This window comes from Burkholderia sp. AU45388 (genome assembly GCF_030481585.1).
In the GTDB taxonomy this organism is placed as follows: domain Bacteria; phylum Pseudomonadota; class Gammaproteobacteria; order Burkholderiales; family Burkholderiaceae; genus Burkholderia; species Burkholderia sola.
Window position 1 is genome coordinate 21715 of record NZ_JAUJPV010000035.1, and the last position, 18278, is coordinate 39992.

The window sequence follows — 18278 nt, forward strand, 5'->3', positions numbered from 1 at the left end:
TGGCTGTTAGTCCGTCCGGCGCGAAGCCGGCAGGATGGCGCGTCAATCGCGAAGATCGCGGCGACGTGGCGGACAAGCGCGAAAGGCGCTTACGCCTTGACGTTTGCGCGAGCGTAGTCGATCGCTTGCTGAACGGTCGTGATCTTCTCTGCTTCTTCGTCCGGGATTTCCATGCCGAACTCGTCTTCCAGAGCCATCACCAGTTCGACCGTGTCGAGCGAATCGGCGCCCAGGTCGTTCACGAACGAAGCTTCGTTCTTGATCTCGGCTTCCGCGACGCCCAGTTGCTCAGCGACGATCTTCTTGACACGTTGTTCGATGTTGTCCATTACCCCTCCGAGGGAAAGTTCAGATTTACAAGTGCGCGCATTTTATCAGGTTTGCTGACGGCAAAACGCGCGTTGGCTTGATGGTCGATCAAGCGCCGATCCGCCTGAAAAACGGGATACGGCGCGGATGGTAAACGAAAACCGTTACGACATGTACATGCCGCCGTTCACGTGCAGCGTCGTGCCGGTGATGTAACCGGCCTGCGGCGATGCGAGGAACGCGACGGCATGGGCGATGTCCTCCGGGCTGCCGAGGCGGCCGAGCGGAATCTGGGTCTTGAGCGCGGCCTGCTGTTCTTCCGGCAGCGTCTTCGTCATGTCGGTGTCGATGAAGCCTGGCGCCACGCAGTTCACGGTGATGCCGCGGCTGCCGATCTCGCGCGCGAGCGCCCGCGTCATGCCCGCGACGCCGGCCTTCGCGGCCGCGTAGTTGACCTGACCCGGATTGCCGGCCGAGCCGACCACCGACGTGATGTTGATGATGCGGCCGCCGCGCGCCTTCATCATCGGGCGCAGCACCGCGCGCGACAGGCGGAACACCGACTTCAGGTTGGTGTCGATCACCGCGTCCCAGTCCTCGTCCTTCATCCGCATCGCGAGCTGGTCTTGCGTGATGCCCGCGTTGTTGACGAGCACGTTCAGCGCGCCGAATTCCTTCACGGTCGCATCGATCAGCGCCTCGGCGGCGGCCGCGTCGTTGACGTTCAGCACCGCGCCGCGGCCCGTGACGCCCGCTTCCGCGAACGCCGCGGTGATCGCGGCGGCGCCCGACTCGCTCGTCGCCGTACCGATCACCGTCGCGCCCAGGCGCGCGAGTTCGAGCGCGATCGAACGGCCGATGCCGCGCGACGCGCCGGTCACGATCGCAACCTGTTTATCGAGAGTCTTGTCCATGAATCGAATATCCGTTGCTTGGGAAAAAGCGCCGCGTCAGGCGGTCGCGAGCTTGAGCGCTTCGTCGAGCGAAGCCGGATCGAACACCGAGGCGCCGACCAGGTTGCCGTCGATGCGCTTCGTCAGGCCGGCGAGCACCTTGCCCGGACCACATTCGATCACGTGCGTGACGCCGGTGCTCGCGATGTGTTGCACGCACTCGACCCAGCGCACCGGGCCCGCGGCCTGGCGCACCAGCGCGTCCTTGATCGCCGCCGGATCGCTGACCACCGCGACGTCGATGTTGTTGACGACCGGAATCTGCGGCGCCTTCACGTCGACGTTCGCGAGATAGTCGCGCAGTTGATCCGACGCCGGCTTGAGCAGCGACGAATGGAACGGCGCCGACACCGGCAGCGGCAGCGCGCGCTTCGCGCCCTTCGCCTTCGCGATCTCGCACGCCTTGTCGACCGCGCCCTTGCTGCCTGCGATCACGACCTGCGCGGGTGCATTGAAGTTCACCGCTTCGACGACGCCCGCTTCCGCGGCTTCGGCACACACCGCGCGCACCGTGTCGTCGTCGAGGCCCAGGATCGCGGCCATGCCGCCCTGGCCGACCGGCACGGCCGTCTGCATCGCCTGCGCACGGAAGCGCACGAGCGGTACCGCGTCCTTGAACGCGAGCGCGCCGGCCGCGACGAGCGCCGTGTATTCGCCGAGGCTGTGGCCGGCGACGATCGACGGCGCCGGGCCGCCTGCCTGTTGCCACGCGCGGTAGCACGCGTACGCGGCGGTCAGCATCACGGGCTGCGTGTTGGTGGTCAGGTTCAGCTCTTCGGCCGGACCTTCGGCGATCAGCTTGCCGAGATCCTGATTGAGCACATCGGACGCTTCCTGGAGCGTCTCGCGCACGACGGCCAGATCGGCGAATGCATTGAGCATGCCGATCGCTTGCGAGCCCTGCCCCGGAAAAACGAATGCAAATTTCATATCGTCCCCAATTGAATCGATTCGGACGGCGCGCATGAACGGCGCGCCGACGGGATCCGCGCGCGGCTTGTCGCGCGCCGCGGATCAGAAGCGGAAGACCGACGCGCCCCAGGTGAAGCCGCCGCCGACGCCTTCGATCAGCACGTGCTGGCCGCGCTGGATGCGGCCGTCGCGCACCGCGGCGTCGAGCGCCAGCGGAATCGACGCGGCCGACGTGTTGCCGTGCTGGTCGACCGTCACGACCATGCGCTCCTGCGGCAGGCCGAGCTTGCGGCAGGTGCTGGTCATGATGCGGATATTGGCCTGATGCGGAATCAGCCAGTCGATTTGCTCGGGCGCGAGATTCGCTTTCGCGAGCGCTTCGATCGCGACCTTTTCGAGCACGTTGACCGCAAGCTTGAAGACGGCCTGCCCGTCCATGTGCAGGAACGCGCTACCGTCGATCACGCCGCGATTGACGTTGCCCGGCGTGCACAGGATGTTCGAGTAGCTGCCGTCCGCATGCAGCGCGCTGCCGAGCACGCCCGGCTCTTCCGACGCGGACAGGATCACCGCGCCCGCGCCGTCGCCGAACAGCACGCAGGTCGTGCGGTCCTTGAAGTCGAGAATGCGCGAGAACGTCTCCGCGCCGACGATCAGCGCGGTGCGGTGCTGGCCGCTGCGGATGAAGCTGTCGGCGGTGGCCATCGCATACGCGAAGCCCGAGCATACGGCCTGCACGTCGAATGCCGCGCCGCCGCTCTTGATGCCGAGCTTGTTCTGCAGCAGGCACGCGGTGCTCGGGAACACGAAATCGGGGGTCGAAGTCGCGACGATGATCAGGTCGATCGACTGCGGATCAACGCCGGCCGCTTCGATCGCACGACGCGACGCCTCGAGCGCGAGATCGCTCGTCGTGACGTCGGGTGCGGCGAAATGGCGCGCATGGATGCCCGTGCGCGCCACGATCCATTCGTCGCTGGTCTCGATGCCTTCCTTCGCAAGACGATCGGTCAACTGCTGGTTCGTGACGCGGTCGGGCGGCAGGTAGCTGCCCGTGCCGAGCACGCGGGAATAGAGAGTCGATTGGGCCATTTATGCTTTAGAGGATTGCGCGGCGGAAGGTTCGGCGTGATGGCCTGCGGCCGGGCTTGCCTGGCCCGCGCCGCCCGCGTCGTGTCCGCCGTCGCCGAGCGACACTGAATTATCCGCCATCGCGCGCGCGAGGCGCTCCAGCACCCCGTTTTTGACGGCATCATACCCGCGTTTGATCGCCCACTCAAACGCGTACGCGTCGGCCGAACCGTGGCTCTTGATCACGAGGCTCTTCAGCCCCAGCAGCGCCGCGCCGTTGTACTGGCGGTGGTCGACGCGCTTCTTGAAGCGCATCAGCACCGGCAGCGCGAGCAGCGCCATCAGCTTCGACATCAGCGAACGGCCGAACTCCTCGCGGATGATGTCCGACAGCATCTGCGCGAGGCCTTCGGACGTCTTCAGCGCAACGTTGCCGACGAAGCCGTCGCACACGATGACGTCGACGGTGCCCTTGTAGATGTCGTTGCCTTCCACGTTGCCGCGGAAATTGAGCGTGCTGGCGCGCAGCAACTCGCCTGCGCGCTTGATCGTCTCGTTGCCCTTGATGACCTCTTCGCCGATGTTCAGCAGGCCGATGGTCGGGCGCTCCTTGCCTTCGAGCGCGGCCACGAGCGCGTGCCCCATCTCCGCGAACTGCAGCAGGTGCTGCGGCTCGCAGTCGACGTTCGCGCCGAGGTCCAGCATCATCGTGTAGCCGCTCGGGTTCGGCAGCGCGAACGCGATCGCGGGCCGCTCGATGCCGGGCAGCGTCTTGAGGACGTAACGGGAAACGGCCATCAGCGCGCCGGTATTGCCGGCGGAGATGCAGGCCTGCGCCGCGCCTTCCTTGACGTGGTTGAGCGCGACGCGCATCGAAGAATCCTTCTTCTTGCGCAGCGCCACTTCGACAGGGTCGTCCATCGCCACGACTTCGGTGGCGGGCACGATGGTCAACGCGGGATCGTCGAGGGCTTTCAGCTTCTTCAGCTGAGCGCGAATCGCGCTTTCGATGCCGACGAGCATCAGATGCGCATCGGGGTGCGCGCGGACGAACTTGACTGCCGCGGGAACGGTCACGGACGGGCCGTGGTCGCCTCCCATGCAATCGATTGTGAGCTTTACGGTCATGGAATGCGACGAATTTCAGGCACAAAAAAGCGGCAGTTGAATGCCGCCTTTTTGTTGAGCCAGGAAAGTGTCAAGCGAACCAGTTGTCACGCGAACGGCGAGCGTAGCGCGCAACGCGTGACTTGACGCTTAGTCGTTCTTCGTCTTGACGACTTTCTTGCCGCGATAGTAGCCGTTCGGGCTGACGTGGTGACGCAGATGCACTTCACCCGTGCTCGGCTCGACTGCCAGCGGCGCTGCCGTCAGGAAATCGTGCGAACGATGCATGCCGCGCTTCGACGGCGACTTCTTGTTTTGCTGGACTGCCATGACTAACTCCTAAATAATTTTCCGGATTCTAACACAGCCCGATCCGGCGCTTAACTACCCTGGCCCAAAGCCCTTACGCCTTCCCGCGCCACAACTGCTTAGTGTTTCTTGGTGCCGTCACCGTCCTTCTTCAGCGCCTGCAGCGCTGCGAACGGATTCGGCCGTTTGCCTTCGTCCCCGGCTTCGTCGGACTCCTCGTCCGCTTCTTCCACGGGACCGCTCGCGCCCGACACGAGGCTTTCGTGAACTGCCGGGCAAACCTCGTGCTTGGGCACGAGCGGCAACGAAAGCAGCAACTCCTCTTCGATCAAGTCGACGAGATCGAACTGGCGTGAGCCCACGATCACATCGGCTTCATCGTCGTCGAGCGGAAATTCTTCAGCTTCTTCTTCGGTCGCGACGACCCGGTACGTCATGTCGACGTCGAACGTCTGGTCGTACGGCGTCACGCAGCGCTGGCACGTGAGCCACGCATGGCCGTGCACCGCGAGGCGCAGATACGGCTGCTGCCCGTCGGCGCCGTCGTCCTGCAATTCCTTCTGCGTGAACCCTTCCGCCTGCCACGTGAAGACCGTGTCGCGATCTGGCGCGTCCGTCGGCACTTCGTTTAACATGCGCGGCAGTTGCGAAAGGCGCACCGCCCCGGCTGCCTGCCGCCCGCTGCGGGCGAACTCGAACAGGTCGACCGCGTGCGGATCGAGCGCCGCCGCAGGTTTGCCAGAAGAAGTGTTCATGTGCGCTCCTGCCTACAGGCTGACTTGCGGATCCGGCTTGGCACCGCTCGCGTACGGCTCATCGAAGGATGACGTACTTTACTTCCGAAGACCCGACAGGCGCCACCAACGAAAGCCTGCCGACGAAAAGCGGGAAAGCATACCTGTTTTACCTTTTGCGGTCAATCACTTAAGCTTGCGTCCGCGCAACGCCGCGCCCCACCTCACGACTCACCGATCCAACCGACCATGCCGGATACCGTTTGCCGCCCGCCGCGGCTGATTCTTGCCTCCAGTTCCCGCTACCGCCGCGCGCTCCTCGAGCGCCTGGGCGTGCCGTTCGACGTCGTGTCGCCCGACCTCGACGAAACCCCGCTCGCCGGCGAAACGCCGGCCGCGACCGCGCTGCGCCTCGCCAGCGCGAAGGCGCGGGCCGTGGCCGCGACGATCGACGCGCCGGACGGCGTGCTCGTGATCGGGTCGGACCAGGTCGCGACCTTCGACGGGCACCAGATCGGCAAGCCCGGCACGCACGAGCGCGCACTCGCGCAACTCGTGTCGATGCAGGGCCGCGACGTCGAATTCCACAGCGCGCTCTGCCTGTACGACAGCCGCACCGACGAAGCGCAGGTCGAGGACGTCGTCACGCACGTGCGCTTCCGTTCGCTGCCCGAGGCTGAACTCGACGCCTACCTGCGCGCGGAAACGCCGTACGACGTGGCCGGCAGCGCGAAGTCCGAAGGGCTCGGCATCGCGCTGCTCGACGCGATCGACTCGGACGACCCGACCGCCCTCGTCGGCCTGCCGCTGATCGCCCTCACGCGGATGCTGCGCGCCGCCGACTACCCGCTGTTCGCCATCTCCCGAGGAGACCGCGCATGACCGCCGGCACGCTTTATCTCGTCCCGAACACGCTCGGCGAAGGCGACGAATCGATGCTCGCCGCCGTGCTGCCCGCCGCCGTGCAGGCGCGGGCCGGCACGCTCGGCTATTACATCGGCGAGAACGCGAAAACGACGCGTGCGTTTCTGAAGAAGATCGGTACGACGCGACCGATCCAGGAAATCGAGATCAGCGAGCTGAACGTCAATACGCCGGCCGGCGCCATCGACCGGCTGCTCGCGCCCGTGCTCGCCGGTGCGGACGCGGGCCTCGTGTCGGAAGCCGGCTGCCCGGCCGTCGCGGACCCCGGCGCGCTGCTGGTGCGCCGCGCGCACGAGCGCGGCGTGAAGGTCGTGCCGCTCGTCGGGCCGAGTTCGATCCTGCTCGCGCTGATGGCGTCGGGCCTGAACGGCCAGAGCTTCGCGTTCAACGGCTATCTGCCGGTCGATGCGGCCGCGCGCGCGAAACGGCTGCGCGAACTCGAGCAACTGTCGCGCAAGGCGCGCCAGACGCAGATCTTCATCGAAACGCCTTACCGGAATCACGCGATGCTCGACACGCTGGTCGCGACCTGCGCGCCGTCGACGCAGATCTGCGTCGCGGCCGACCTGACCCTCGCGACCGAGACGATCGCGAGCCGCACGGCGGCCGACTGGAAAAAAGCGCCTGTGCCGAATCTGCACAAGCGCCCTGCGATCTTCCTGCTGCTTGCCAATTGATGCCGAGAACGGCGACCAGCTGACTCGCCGAAAGGCGGGCCGTCGCGGCCCGCCGGTTGCCGTCAGCGCAGGCTGACCGACGCGCCGCCGGCCGTCAGCGCCTTCATCGCGGCGCCCCCGACGGCCGCGCCGAACTTGCGCGCGACGCGATTCGTCAGGCTTTCCTTCACCGTGTAGTCGACCAGATCCGGCGCCTTCAGCACGTCGCGCGCGACCGTATCGGTCGTGCCGTAGCCGTCGGCGAGACCGAGCTCGACACTCTTTTCACCCGTCCAGAACAGGCCGGAGAACATGTCGGGCGTCTCGTGCAGCCGCTTGCCGCGGCCATCCTTCACCGCCTTGATGAACTGCGCATGCACCTGGTCGAGCAGTTCTTGCGCATGTGCGTCCATCTTCGGCGTTTCGGGCGAGAACGGATCGTAGAAGCCCTTGTTTTCGCCCGACGTGTGCAGGCGCCGCTCGACGCCGAGCTTGCCCATCAGTCCGGTGAAGCCGAACCCGTCCATCAGCACGCCGATCGACCCGACGATGCTCGCCTTGTCGACGAAGATCTTGTCGGCCGCGGACGCGATGTAATAGCCGCCCGATGCGCACATGTCGGTCACGACGACGTACAGCGGCTTGTCCGGATACTTGCCGCGCAACCGCCGGATCTCGTCGTAGACCATCCCGGCCTGCACCGGGCTGCCGCCCGGGCTGTTGATCCGCAGCACGACGCCGACCGTGCCGTCGTCGTCGAACGCGGCGTCGAGCGCCGTGTTGATGTCGTCGGCGTTCGCGTTGACGCCGGCCGCGATCTCGCCGTCGATCGTCACGAGCGCCGTGTGCCGCCCGCTCGACGAGAATTTCGAGTCGCTCGAGAAATCGATCAGCGCGAACGCGAACAGCACGAACACGCCGAGAAACGCGAAGCGGAAGAAGATTTTCCAGCGCCGTGCCGCGCGCTGCTCCTTGACGGCCGCGAGTGCGATCCGCTCGAGCGCCGCGCGCTCCCAGCTCGGTTCACGGCTGTCGGGACGGGAGGGGGAATCGGGGGAATTCGGTTGGTCGGCCATTCAGTGGTGTCGTCAGTCGGTCGTGGCGGAAGTGGCAGGATGCAGATCGGCATCGGGCACCCAGAATACCGCACGGCCGTCGGGCGTGTCGCGCTCGTCGACCTCGACCGGCCGCAGGCGGCCGCCGCGGCATGGGCCACCGACGCACTTGCCGGTATCCGGCGCGTAGATCGCGCCGTGTGTCGCGCACATCAGATAGAGGCCCGACGATTCGAAGAACTGCCCTTCGGCCCAGTCGAGCTCCATCGGCACGTGCGCGCAGCGGTTCAGGTAGCCGTAGGCACGGCCGTCGTAGCGCACGAAAAACACGACGGCCTGCTCGCCGCGCAGCGTCGCGTCGACCCGCACGCCGGCCCCGCCGTCGGTCAGCGCGCTCGATGCGCACACGCGCACGGCGTCCGGCGCCGCGCTCATGCGTGCTCCCGCAGCCAGGCAGCCAGCGCGCCGACGTCCGGCGCGACGAAGCGCGGCGTGAGCGCCGCCAGCGCATCGGCCGTGTGCGCGCCGTACGCCACGCCGACGCCGGCCGCGCCGGCGCTGGCGGCCATCTGCAGGTCGTGCGTGGTGTCGCCGATCATCACGGTGCGCGACAGGTCCTGCCCCAATTCCCGCGACAACTCGTGCAGCATGGCCGGATGCGGTTTCGAGAACGTCTCGTCCGCGCAGCGCGTCGCGTCGAACCAGCTCGTCAGCTTCGACTGGTCGAGCACGCGGTTCAGCCCGACCCGGCCCTTGCCGGTCGCGACGGCGAGCAGGTAGCCCGTGTCGCGCAGCTCGGCGAGCAGCTCGCGCACGCCGGCGAACAGGGCGATGCGCTGGTCGTCGAGCAGATAGTGATAGCGGTAGCGCTCGGCCAGCCGCGCGTAGTCGGACGGATCGAGGGTCGGAGCCGCGATCTGCAGCGCGTCGCGCAGCCCGAGGCCGATCACGTAGCGGGAAGCTTCGTCGGACGGCGTGGGCAGGCCGAGATCGCGGCATGCCGCCTGGATGCTGTGCGCGATGTGCGCGGTCGAATCCATCAGCGTGCCGTCCCAGTCGAAGACGATCAGGTCAAATTGCTGTCGGGCCATGCGGTTCAGGCGGTATCGCGCAATGCGCTGAGTTGATCGAGGAAGCGCCGGCAGTCGGCCGGCAGCGGCGCATCGAACTGCAGCGCCTCGCCGGTCAGCGGGTGCGCGAGCTTGAGGCGGTGCGCATGCAGGAACATCCGTTTCAGCGACGGCTGCGCGTTCGCGCGCGCCAGCGCCTTGTTCAGTGCGAAATCGCCATACTTGGCGTCGCCGGCGATCGGCAGGCCGAGATGCGCGAGGTGCACCCGAATCTGATGGGTCCGACCCGTTTTGAGTTCCGCTTCGACGAGCACGTAGTCCGGCCAGCGGTCGACGAGGTTGAACACCGTATGCGAGGCCAGCCCGTCGTCCTGCACGCGCACGCGGCGCTCGCCTTCCGGGGTCGAATACTTGAACAGCGGCGCCTTCACCGCGCGGCGGCGGCCCCAGTCGGGCTGCCATTCGCCGTGCGCGCACGCGAAGTAGCGCTTGTCCATCCGGTTCTCGCGGATCTGCTCGTGCAGGCCGACGAGCGCCGTGCGCTTCTTCGCGAGCATCAGGATCCCGGACGTCTCGCGGTCGAGCCGGTGCACCAGTTCGAGGAATTTCGCGCGCGGGCGCGCCTGGCGCATCTGCTCGATCACGCCGAACGCGACGCCGCTGCCGCCGTGGACCGCGACGCCGGCCGGCTTGTCGATGACGAGCATCGCGTCGTCCTCGTACAGCACGTCGAAATTCGCGGGCGGCACGACGGGCGTGTCGGCGCGCGCGAGGTCGGCCGCCGCCACGCGCACCGGCGGCACGCGGACGAGGTCGCCCAGTTCGAGGCGGTACTGCGCATCGATCCGGCCCTTGTTGACGCGCACTTCGCCGCTGCGGAGGATCCGGTAAATATGGCTTTTCGGCACGCCTTTACAGACGCGCAACAGGAAGTTGTCGATGCGCTGACCGGCCGAGTTTTCGTCGATCTCGATCATCGATACCTGGCCGCTTGCGACCGAATTCTGGGATATTTTGCCTAACTCATTCATACTGAATATAATTTTGCCCAGCCTGACGTTGTGGGTGGCCTGACCGGCCGGCCCCGGCTGAATCGGGCAAGGCGCAAGCGCAAACCGCTATTTTACTTGCGCCGGGGGTCCGCTGCTCGCCCCTAATCAACGAGATGCAGCAAGTTGCACGCACGGCGCCGCCCGTCGGCAAGGATCGCGCCCACAGGCGGATTCGGTCGGCAAGGCGCCGCGGTAACGGAAAGTTGGTTGAAAAGAATTTGATCGGCAGCCCGACGGCGCGCAGTGCGTCCGCAGGCTGCCGGTTGCGAAAATTACGGCGTTGCGCCCGATTTGGCCCCGCGAAGCGTGCGGGGCTTGGCGACGTCAAACCAGGGAAGTACACCCCAAGCGGGAAAGTCGGGCTGGATTCGATACTCCCCGCTGCGGCCCAAGCCGCAGCATCTGCCGCCCGTCGGCGCGCGCGACGTATTGCGCGCGCCCGTGGCGATGCCCGGACAGGCTTAGCGCGCTTTTGCAGCGTGCGGTGTGTGAACGCCGTGCTTTGAAGCCGTATTCGCAGGTGCCCTATGGCCGCCGGCCCCGTCTTTCGGGCCCAAGCGCCTCTTCAGGCAATTCTCCCCGCCAGCATTCCCGCTCCAGCGTGCTCGTGACAACACAACAAGGTGCGGCCTGCCGTCGTTCCCGCCCTCGCGCCTGACAACCGCGAGGCGCCGGCAGCGGAGCCGCCTGGAGCCGTTCATGAAACGCATGCTGTTCAATGCGACGCAGCAGGAGGAGCTGCGCGTCGCCATCGTCGATGGGCAAAAGCTCATCGACATCGACATCGAAACCGCCGGGCGCGAACAGCGCAAAGGCAATATCTACAAAGGTGTCATCACCCGCATCGAGCCGTCGCTCGAAGCGTGCTTCGTCAACTACGGCGAAGACCGCCACGGCTTCCTGCCGTTCAAGGAAGTCGCCCGCCAGTACTTCAAGGACGGCATCGACATGCGCTCCGCGCGCATTCAGGATGCACTGCGCGAAGGCCAGGAGCTGATCGTCCAGGTCGAGAAGGAAGAGCGCGGCAACAAGGGCGCCGCCCTGACCACCTTCATCTCGCTCGCCGGCCGCTACCTCGTGCTGATGCCGAACAATCCGCGCGGCGGCGGCGTGTCGCGCCGGATCGAAGGCGACGAGCGCCAGGAACTGCGCGAAACGATGGCGCAACTGCAGATTCCGGACGGCATGAGCATGATCGCCCGTACCGCGGGCATCGGCCGCAGCGCCGAGGAACTGCAGTGGGACCTGAACTACCTGCTGCAGCTGTGGCGCGCGATCGAAGCGGCGTCGCAAAGCGGCAACGCCGGCCAGCCGATGCTGATCTATCTGGAATCGAGCCTCGTGATCCGCGCGATCCGGGACTATTTCCAGCCCGATATCGGCGAAATCCTGATCGACACGAACGAAATTCACGATCAGGCCCGTGCGTTCATGGACATCGTGATGCCGGACAACGTCGCGAAGGTGAAGCGCTACCACGACGACGTGCCGCTGTTTTCGCGTTTCCAGATCGAGCACCAGATCGAAACCGCGTACTCGCGCACGGTGCCGCTGCCGTCCGGCGGCGCGATCGTGATCGACCACACCGAAGCGCTCGTCGCGATCGACGTGAACTCGGCCCGCGCGACCAAGGGCGCGGACATCGAGGAAACGGCCACCCGCACGAACCTCGAAGCGGCCGACGAAGTCGCCCGCCAGCTGCGCCTGCGCGACCTCGGCGGCCTGATCGTGATCGATTTCATCGACATGGAATCGGCGAAGAGCCAGCGTGAAGTCGAGCAACGCCTGAAGGATGCGCTCAAGCACGACCGTGCGCGCGTGCAGATGGGCAAGATTTCCCGCTTCGGCCTGATGGAGCTGTCGCGCCAGCGCCTGCGTCCGGCGCTGTCGGAAGGCAGCCACGTGACGTGCCCGCGCTGCAACGGCACCGGTCACATCCGCGATACCGAATCGTCCGCGCTGCAGGTCCTGCGGATCATTCAGGAAGAAGCGATGAAGGAAAACACCGCGGCGATCCACTGCCAGGTGCCGGTCGAGGTGACCGCCTTCCTGCTCAACGAAAAGCGTCAGGAAATCAACAAGATCGAGTCGCGCTTCAAGGTCGGCATCGTGCTGATCCCGAACAAGCACCTCGATACGCCGCACTACAAGCTCGAGCGCCTGCGTCACGACGACGCGCGCCTCGACGATCCGCGAGCGTCCTGGAAGATGGCCGAGGAAGCGGCCCGCGAACTCGAGTCGGAAACCGGCTACAGCAAGCGTGCAGCCGAAGTGAAGCCGAAGCAGGAAGCGGCGGTCAAGGGCATCACGCCCGAGCGTCCGGCCCCGAGCCCGGCGCCGCAGCGTCCGGTCGAACCGGTTGCGGCCCCCGCCCCGGCGCCCGTCGCCGCCGCAAGCGGCGGCTTCATCGGCTGGCTGAAGGGCCTGTTCGGCGTGTCGCCGGCACCGGCGCCCGCGCCGGTCGCGCCGGCACCGGTGAAGGAGCAGGCAGCCCGTCCGGCTCGTGACCGCACCGAAAAGACCGAGCAGCGCGGCGGCGATCGCAACCGCAACCGTCGCGGCAGCGCCCAGCAGGCGCAAGGCGGCCGCGATCAGGCAGCCGCGGGCCGTGGCCAGCCGCAACGCCAGGAACGCGAAGGCAAGGAAGTGCGCGAACCGCGTGAAGGCCGTGAGCCGCGCGAGGGTCGTGAGCTGCGTGAAGGTCGTGAGGGCCGCGAAGGTCGTGACAACCGTGAGGGTCGCGAAGGCCGCGAGGGCCGTGGCCCGCGCGAAGGTCGCGAGCCGCGTGAAGGCCGTGAGCCGCGCGAACCGCGCGAAAACCGCGAACCGCGCGAGCGCGTCGAACAGCCGGAAGGTGTCGAAGCCGCCGGCCGTGGCGAGCGCCAGGAACGCGGCGAGCGTCGCGAGCGCGGCGAACGCCGCAAGCCGACCCAGCATGCGGCCACGCTCGAAACCGTCACCCGCGGCGAAAACCATCCGGAGACGGAAACCGACAAGGCTGCGGCGGAAGCCCTGCCCGGCGCGGAACTGGCAGCCGATGCGGAAGCCGGCGCACGTGACGGCGAAGAACGCCGCCGTCGCCGTCGCGGCCGCCGCGGCGGTCGTCGCGAGCGCGAAGAAGACGGCTCGGTCGACCAGGCCGAGCAAGGCGCGGAAGGCGAAGTCGCGGCGCAAGCCGTGACGCCGGCCGCACCGGTCGCGGCCGAACCGGCCCACACGGCCGCACCGGCAGTCGTCGCAACCGTGGCGAGCGTGGTCGCCGTGGAAGCCGTCGTCGAGCAGCATGCCGCACCGGCCGCTGTCGAAGCGCAGCCGGCACCGACACACGTCGAAGCGGCTCCGGCCGCCCCGGCCGAGCCCGTCGTCGCCGTCCAGGCAGCAGAACCGGCACCGGTCGCGCCGGTCGCACCAGAGGTCGCGGAAGCGGGCCCGGCGCCGGTCGCGGTGTCGCCGACCGACGCGTTCGAAGTGCCGGTAGCCGCTCCGGCCGTTGTCGAAGCGCCGCAAGCCGCACCGGTCGAGCAGGCCGCACCGGCCGTCGCGATCGAAGCCGCTCCGGTGGCTGCCGAACCGGCACCGGTCGAAACAGCGCCTGTCGAGGCAGCATCGGCCCAGGCCGTCGCCGCACCGGCACCCGCTCCCGCACAACCGGCAGCCGCGCCCGCTTCGGCGAGCCTGGATGTCGTGCTGGAGCAGGCCGGCCTCGTCTGGGTGAACACGGACGCCGACAAGTTCGCGGCCGCGCAGGAAGCCGCATCGCGCCTCCCGCGCCCGGCCCGCGTGCCGCGCGAACGCAAGGTGCTGCCGCCGGCCGATACGGCCCCGATGCAGCAGGTCGAAACGACGCACCACTGAACGGCGCATCGCCCGACCAGGAAGCCCGCCTCCGGCGGGCTTTTTCACGTCCGCGCTGCGGGTTTCCGCCCACCGGCCCCGCCGGCCGGTTGCAGCTAAAATAGCAGTCTGGTTCGCACTTCTTCCAACATGTCCCGACGCATCATTCCCCTCGCCGACGTCAGCGGGATGCCGGACGTCTCCGGCGTCGCGCATGCCCCCGACGGCACGCTGGCCGACACGTTCGCCCGGCCGCTGCGCGATCTGCGCATTTCGGTGACGGATCGCTGCAACTTCCGTTGCGTGTACTGCATGCCGCGCGCGGTCTTCGACAAGGACTATCCGTTCCTGCCGCACAGCGCGCTGCTCACGCACGAGGAAATCGAGCGCGTGGCGCGGCTCTTCGTCGCGCACGGCGTCGAGAAGATCCGCATCACGGGCGGCGAGCCGCTGCTGCGCAAGAACCTCGAATTCCTGATCGAGCGCCTCGCGCGCCTGACGACGCACGCCGGCCGCCCGCTCGACCTGACGCTGACGACCAACGGCTCGCTGCTCGCGCGCAAGGCGCGCGCGCTGAAGGATGCCGGACTCACGCGCGTCACGGTCAGCCTCGATGCGCTCGACGATACGCTGTTCAAGCGCATGAACGATGCCGAATTCGCGAGCGCCGACGTGCTCGACGGCATCTTCGCCGCGCAGGCCTCGGGCCTCGCGCCGGTCAAGGTCAACATGGTCGTGAAGCGCGGCACCAACGACAGCGAGATCCTGCCGATGGCCGAGCGTTTTCGCGGCACCGGCGTGATCCTGCGCTTCATCGAATACATGGACGTCGGCACGTCGAACGGCTGGAACATGACCGAGGTGCTGCCGTCGGCGGACGTCGTCGCGCGCATCGCCGAACATTTCCCGCTCGTGCCGCTCGAGCCGCACACGGCAGCCGAGACCGCCCAGCGCTGGGGCTACGCAGACGGCAGCGGCGAGATCGGCGTGATCTCGAGCGTCACGCAGGCCTTCTGTGGCGACTGCACGCGCGCGCGGCTGTCGACCGAAGGCAAGCTGTACCTGTGCCTGTTCGCGTCGACGGGGCACGACCTGCGTGCGCTCGTGCGCGGCGGCGCGACCGATGCCGAGATCGCGACCGCGATCGCCCGCATCTGGCACGCGCGCACCGACCGCTATTCGCAACTGCGCGGCAGCGCGCCGGCCGACGCAGCGCCCGATGGCGCAGGCAAGCGCGTCGAAATGTCGTATATCGGCGGCTGACGCCCGCCGCTCTTCCCCCTTCGCGCGATGCCCGCTCCCGCCTCCCCGTCGATCGCCGGCCTGCTGCTCGCGGGCGGGCGCGCCACCCGCATGGACGGCGTCGACAAGGGCCTGCAACTGCTCGACGGTACGCCGCTCGCGCTGCACGTCCTACGCCGGCTGTCGCCGCAGGTCGACGAGACGCTGATCAGCGCGAATCGCCATGCCGATCGCTATGCCGAACTCGGCGCGCCGTTCGACGCGCGCATCGTCGCGGACGAAACGCCCGACTTCCCCGGGCCGCTCGCGGGCCTGCTCGCCGGCATGCGCGCGGCGCGCGCGCCGCTGGTCGTGTGCTCGCCGTGCGATACGCCCTATCTGCCCGCCGACCTCGTCGCGCGGCTGCATGCGGCGCTCGACGCACAACAGGCCGCCATCGCGATGGCGGTCACCGTCGACGCGCAGCAGATGCGCTCGCCGCAGCCGACGTTCGCGCTGCTGCGCACGTCGCTGGCGGACGACCTGGCCGCCCGGCTCGCGGCCGGCGACCGCAAGGTGCGTGCGTGGTACGCACGCCACACGACGGTCGAAGTCGAGTTTCGCGACGAGCGTGCGTTTTACAATGCCAACTCCTGGCAGGAACTCGCCGCGCTGGCCCGCCGCTGACGGCACCGCGCCGTTCCCGCCCGGTGTCCGCCACACGCGAAACCCGCGCCCCGGCACCCTCCTCGCGCCACCGGCCACGAACCCGATACGCCTTGCGGCGCAGTCCGACTGATGATCACGCAATCCTCGCCCGCCTCCCGAACCGCACCCGATCCCGATGCGCCGTTGTCGCTCGCCGACGCACAGGCGCTCGCGTGCCGCTTCGCGGTGCCCGTCGACGCGTGCGACACGGTGACGCTGCGCGATGCGCTCGACCGCGTGCTCGCGGCCGACGTGAATGCGCCGTTCGATATTCCCGCGTACGACAACTCGGCGATGGACGGCTATGCGTTCGACGGCGGCAGCGCCGCCCTTGCGTCGTCGCAGGGTGAGGTCGCGATGACGGTCGCGGGCACCGCGTTCGCCGGCCATCCGTTCGACGGTGCGGTGCCGACCGGCGCATGCGTGCGCATCATGACGGGCGCGCCGATGCCGGCTGGATGCGACACGGTGATTCCGCAGGAACGCGTGCGTGTAGAAGGCGACACGATCCGCTTCGCCGCGCACGACGTCGCGCGCGGCGCGAACTGCCGCAAGGCCGGCGAGGATCTCGCCGAGGGCGCCTGTGCGCTCGCCGCCGGCCGCATCCTGCGGCCGTCCGATCTCGGCCTGCTCGCGTCGTTCGGCATCGCCGACGTCACGGTGCGCCGGCGCGTGCGTGTCGCCGTGTTCTCGACCGGCGACGAGCTGCGCGAGCCCGGCGAACCGCTCGGCCACGGCGCGCTGTACGACAGCAATCGCGGCATGCTGATCGCGATGCTCGAACGGCTGCACGTGGACGCGATGGATCTCGGCATCGTCCGCGACGACCCGGCCGCGCTCGAAGCCGCATTGCGCGACGCCCTCGCCGCGCAGGCCGATGCAATCATCACGTCGGGCGGCGTGTCGGTCGGCGAAGCCGATTTCACGCGCGACGTGATGGCGCGGCTCGGCGACGTGACGTTCGCGAGTCTCGCGCTGCGGCCCGGCCGCCCGCTCGCGTGCGGCACGCTCGCCCGCGCGGCCGACGGCGCCGGTCGCGCGCTGTTCTTCGGCTTGCCCGGCAATCCGGTCGCGTCCGTCGTGACGTTCCATGCGATCGTGCGCCCCGCGCTGCTGACGCTGGCCGGCGCGCTGACGCCGGCGCCGGCCATGTACACGGCGCTCAGCACGCAAGCGTTGAAGAAACGCCCCGGCCGCACCGACTATCTGCGCGGCGTCGCGACGCGCGCCGCCGACGGCCAATGGCACGTCGCGCCGGCCGGGTCGCAAAGCTCCGCGTCGCTGAGCGGTCTGGCGGCCGCCAACTGTTTCATCGTCCTGGGCCACGATGCCGCGGCAGTCGACGCGGGCGCCCCGGTCGACATCCTGCCGCTCGACGGCCTGATCTGAATTCCAATCGGTATATCTCTACGGGGGCAATCCGCACATGAAGAAGCAAATCTCGTCGATCGCCGCGGGGCAGACCGCAAAGGCGCTGATCCTCGTCTACCTGACGTTCAGCGTGCCGATCGTGCTGCTCGGCATCCTCGTCGCGTATATCCGTTACGGGATGGTCGAGTTGAGTACGATCCTGAGCGCGCTGCTGCTGAACGCGATCCTCGGTTTCGTGCTGCTGTGGATTGCATGCCACGCATACAACTGGGTCGCGTCGCGCTTCGGCGGCATCGAGATCGTGCTGTCCGATCCGCCGGAAGAAGCATGAGCGGCACGCCGCTGATCCGCGCGGCCGACCCGCGCGACGTCGGCGCGATCCTCGCGCTGATGCGCGAGCTGGCCGCGTTCGAAAAGCTCACGGCGCTGTTCGTCGCGACCGAAGCGGATCTCGCCGATGCACTGTTCGGCGAGCACCCGGCTGCCGAAGCGCTGGTGGCCGAGCGCGACGGCGCGATCGTCGCGTACGCGCTGTTCTTCCACAACTATTCGACGTTCCTCGGCCGCCGCGGGCTCTATCTCGAGGATCTGTACGTGCAGCCGTCGCAGCGCGGCACGGGCCTCGGCACCGCGATACTGCGCCAGCTCGCGGCACTCGCCGTCGAGCGCCGTTGCGCGCGCTTCGAATGGTCGGTGCTCGACTGGAACCAGCCGGCGATCGACTTCTACGAGAAGATGGGCGCGACCGTGCTGCCGGAGTGGCGCATCGTGCGCGTGACGGGCGACGCGCTGGACACGCTCGCCGCGCATTGAGCGCGAGCCGGCCGCGCCGGCGATCGCCGCAAAAGAAAACGGGCGCCGCGGCGCTAATGCCGTTCAGTTAAGAACTGAACGGCATTTTTGTTTTGGGTGTTGTAAACGGTGATGGAGGCTGTTAACCTGCGTCGCCATGCTTGATGACACCCTGAATTTTCTCGCTGAAGAACAGGAGA

19 protein-coding genes are annotated in these 18278 nt (G+C 67.8%); 8 read left to right on the plus strand and 11 right to left on the minus strand.

Translation table 11 applies throughout. From position 1 onward, the window contains the following. Positions 1-89: 89 nt before the first annotated feature. The 7 genes from acpP to QZM72_RS33585 all read right to left on the minus strand — a co-directional run bounded on the left by acpP (position 90) and on the right by QZM72_RS33585 (position 5416). Positions 90-329, minus strand: coding sequence for an acyl carrier protein (acpP, locus tag QZM72_RS33555; RefSeq protein ID WP_004197638.1), 240 nt, complete (start codon positions 327-329; stop codon positions 90-92). A gap of 144 nt (positions 330-473) precedes the next feature. Further along, positions 474-1223, minus strand: coding sequence for a 3-oxoacyl-ACP reductase FabG (fabG, locus tag QZM72_RS33560; protein ID WP_006476504.1), 750 nt, complete (start codon positions 1221-1223; stop codon positions 474-476). A gap of 36 nt (positions 1224-1259) precedes the next feature. Beyond that, positions 1260-2192 (minus strand): ACP S-malonyltransferase, encoded by a 933-nt coding sequence (gene fabD, locus QZM72_RS33565; RefSeq protein ID WP_089466984.1) that lies wholly within the window; start codon positions 2190-2192, stop codon positions 1260-1262. 84 nt (positions 2193-2276) lie between these two features. Beyond that, entirely contained in the window at positions 2277-3266 is a 990-nt protein-coding gene (locus tag QZM72_RS33570) for a beta-ketoacyl-ACP synthase III (protein WP_089466983.1), read from the minus strand. After that, complete coding sequence (plsX, locus tag QZM72_RS33575; protein WP_089466982.1) at positions 3267-4373, minus strand: phosphate acyltransferase PlsX; 1107 nt, start codon at positions 4371-4373, stop codon at positions 3267-3269. A 129-nt stretch (positions 4374-4502) separates the two neighbouring features. Next, positions 4503-4682 carry a 50S ribosomal protein L32 gene (gene rpmF / locus QZM72_RS33580; RefSeq protein WP_006051932.1) on the minus strand — a complete coding sequence of 60 codons (180 nt, stop codon included), beginning with the start codon at positions 4680-4682 and terminating at the stop codon, positions 4503-4505. Between the two features lie 98 nt (positions 4683-4780). Beyond that, on the minus strand, positions 4781-5416 hold the full coding sequence (locus QZM72_RS33585) for a DUF177 domain-containing protein (RefSeq protein ID WP_027783927.1): 636 nt from the start codon (positions 5414-5416) through the stop codon (positions 4781-4783). A gap of 228 nt (positions 5417-5644) precedes the next feature. Between QZM72_RS33585 and QZM72_RS33590 the strand changes: the two genes are divergently transcribed. Next, entirely contained in the window at positions 5645-6277 is a 633-nt protein-coding gene (locus tag QZM72_RS33590) for a Maf-like protein (protein ID WP_089466981.1), read from the plus strand. Then, complete coding sequence (locus tag QZM72_RS33595; protein ID WP_089466980.1) at positions 6274-6996, plus strand: SAM-dependent methyltransferase; 723 nt, start codon at positions 6274-6276, stop codon at positions 6994-6996. Before QZM72_RS33590 ends, QZM72_RS33595 begins: the two co-directional genes overlap by 4 nt. Before the next feature lie 62 nt (positions 6997-7058). Here the strand turns inward: QZM72_RS33595 and QZM72_RS33600 are convergent, their stop codons facing one another. The 4 genes from QZM72_RS33600 to QZM72_RS33615 are packed head-to-tail and all read right to left on the minus strand — an operon-like array spanning position 7059 to position 10131. Further along, the gene (locus tag QZM72_RS33600) at positions 7059-8051 is read right to left on the minus strand and encodes a S49 family peptidase (RefSeq protein WP_301740250.1); all 993 of its coding nucleotides are present in this window, start codon (positions 8049-8051) and stop codon (positions 7059-7061) included. A 12-nt stretch (positions 8052-8063) separates the two neighbouring features. Beyond that, positions 8064-8465, minus strand: a complete 402-nt coding sequence (locus tag QZM72_RS33605) for a Rieske 2Fe-2S domain-containing protein (RefSeq protein WP_059574322.1) — start codon at positions 8463-8465, stop codon at positions 8064-8066. Beyond that, the gene (locus tag QZM72_RS33610) at positions 8462-9121 is read right to left on the minus strand and encodes an HAD-IA family hydrolase (protein WP_089466978.1); all 660 of its coding nucleotides are present in this window, start codon (positions 9119-9121) and stop codon (positions 8462-8464) included. Before QZM72_RS33610 ends, QZM72_RS33605 begins: the two co-directional genes overlap by 4 nt. Positions 9122-9126: 5 nt before the next feature. Next, a complete protein-coding gene (locus QZM72_RS33615) occupies positions 9127-10131 on the minus strand; it encodes an RluA family pseudouridine synthase (protein ID WP_089466977.1) in 1005 nt (334 codons plus the stop codon). A 720-nt stretch (positions 10132-10851) separates the two neighbouring features. Here QZM72_RS33615 and QZM72_RS33620 point away from each other — a divergent pair. The 6 genes from QZM72_RS33620 (at position 10852) to QZM72_RS33645 (ending at position 18099) form a co-directional block, all read left to right on the plus strand. Further along, positions 10852-14007, plus strand: coding sequence for an Rne/Rng family ribonuclease (locus tag QZM72_RS33620; protein WP_301740251.1), 3156 nt, complete (start codon positions 10852-10854; stop codon positions 14005-14007). Positions 14008-14136: 129 nt separating this feature from the next. Beyond that, on the plus strand, positions 14137-15249 hold the full coding sequence (gene moaA / locus QZM72_RS33625; RefSeq protein WP_089466975.1) for a GTP 3',8-cyclase MoaA: 1113 nt from the start codon (positions 14137-14139) through the stop codon (positions 15247-15249). 27 nt (positions 15250-15276) lie between these two features. Further along, entirely contained in the window at positions 15277-15894 is a 618-nt protein-coding gene (gene mobA / locus QZM72_RS33630) for a molybdenum cofactor guanylyltransferase MobA (RefSeq protein ID WP_089466974.1), read from the plus strand. A gap of 111 nt (positions 15895-16005) precedes the next feature. After that, positions 16006-17304, plus strand: a complete 1299-nt coding sequence (gene glp / locus QZM72_RS33635; protein WP_089466973.1) for a gephyrin-like molybdotransferase Glp — start codon at positions 16006-16008, stop codon at positions 17302-17304. A 37-nt stretch (positions 17305-17341) separates the two neighbouring features. Then, positions 17342-17617 carry a hypothetical protein gene (locus tag QZM72_RS33640; protein ID WP_006476519.1) on the plus strand — a complete coding sequence of 92 codons (276 nt, stop codon included), beginning with the start codon at positions 17342-17344 and terminating at the stop codon, positions 17615-17617. Beyond that, positions 17614-18099 carry a GNAT family N-acetyltransferase gene (locus QZM72_RS33645; protein WP_089466972.1) on the plus strand — a complete coding sequence of 162 codons (486 nt, stop codon included), beginning with the start codon at positions 17614-17616 and terminating at the stop codon, positions 18097-18099. Before QZM72_RS33640 ends, QZM72_RS33645 begins: the two co-directional genes overlap by 4 nt. Positions 18100-18278 lie beyond the last annotated feature (179 nt).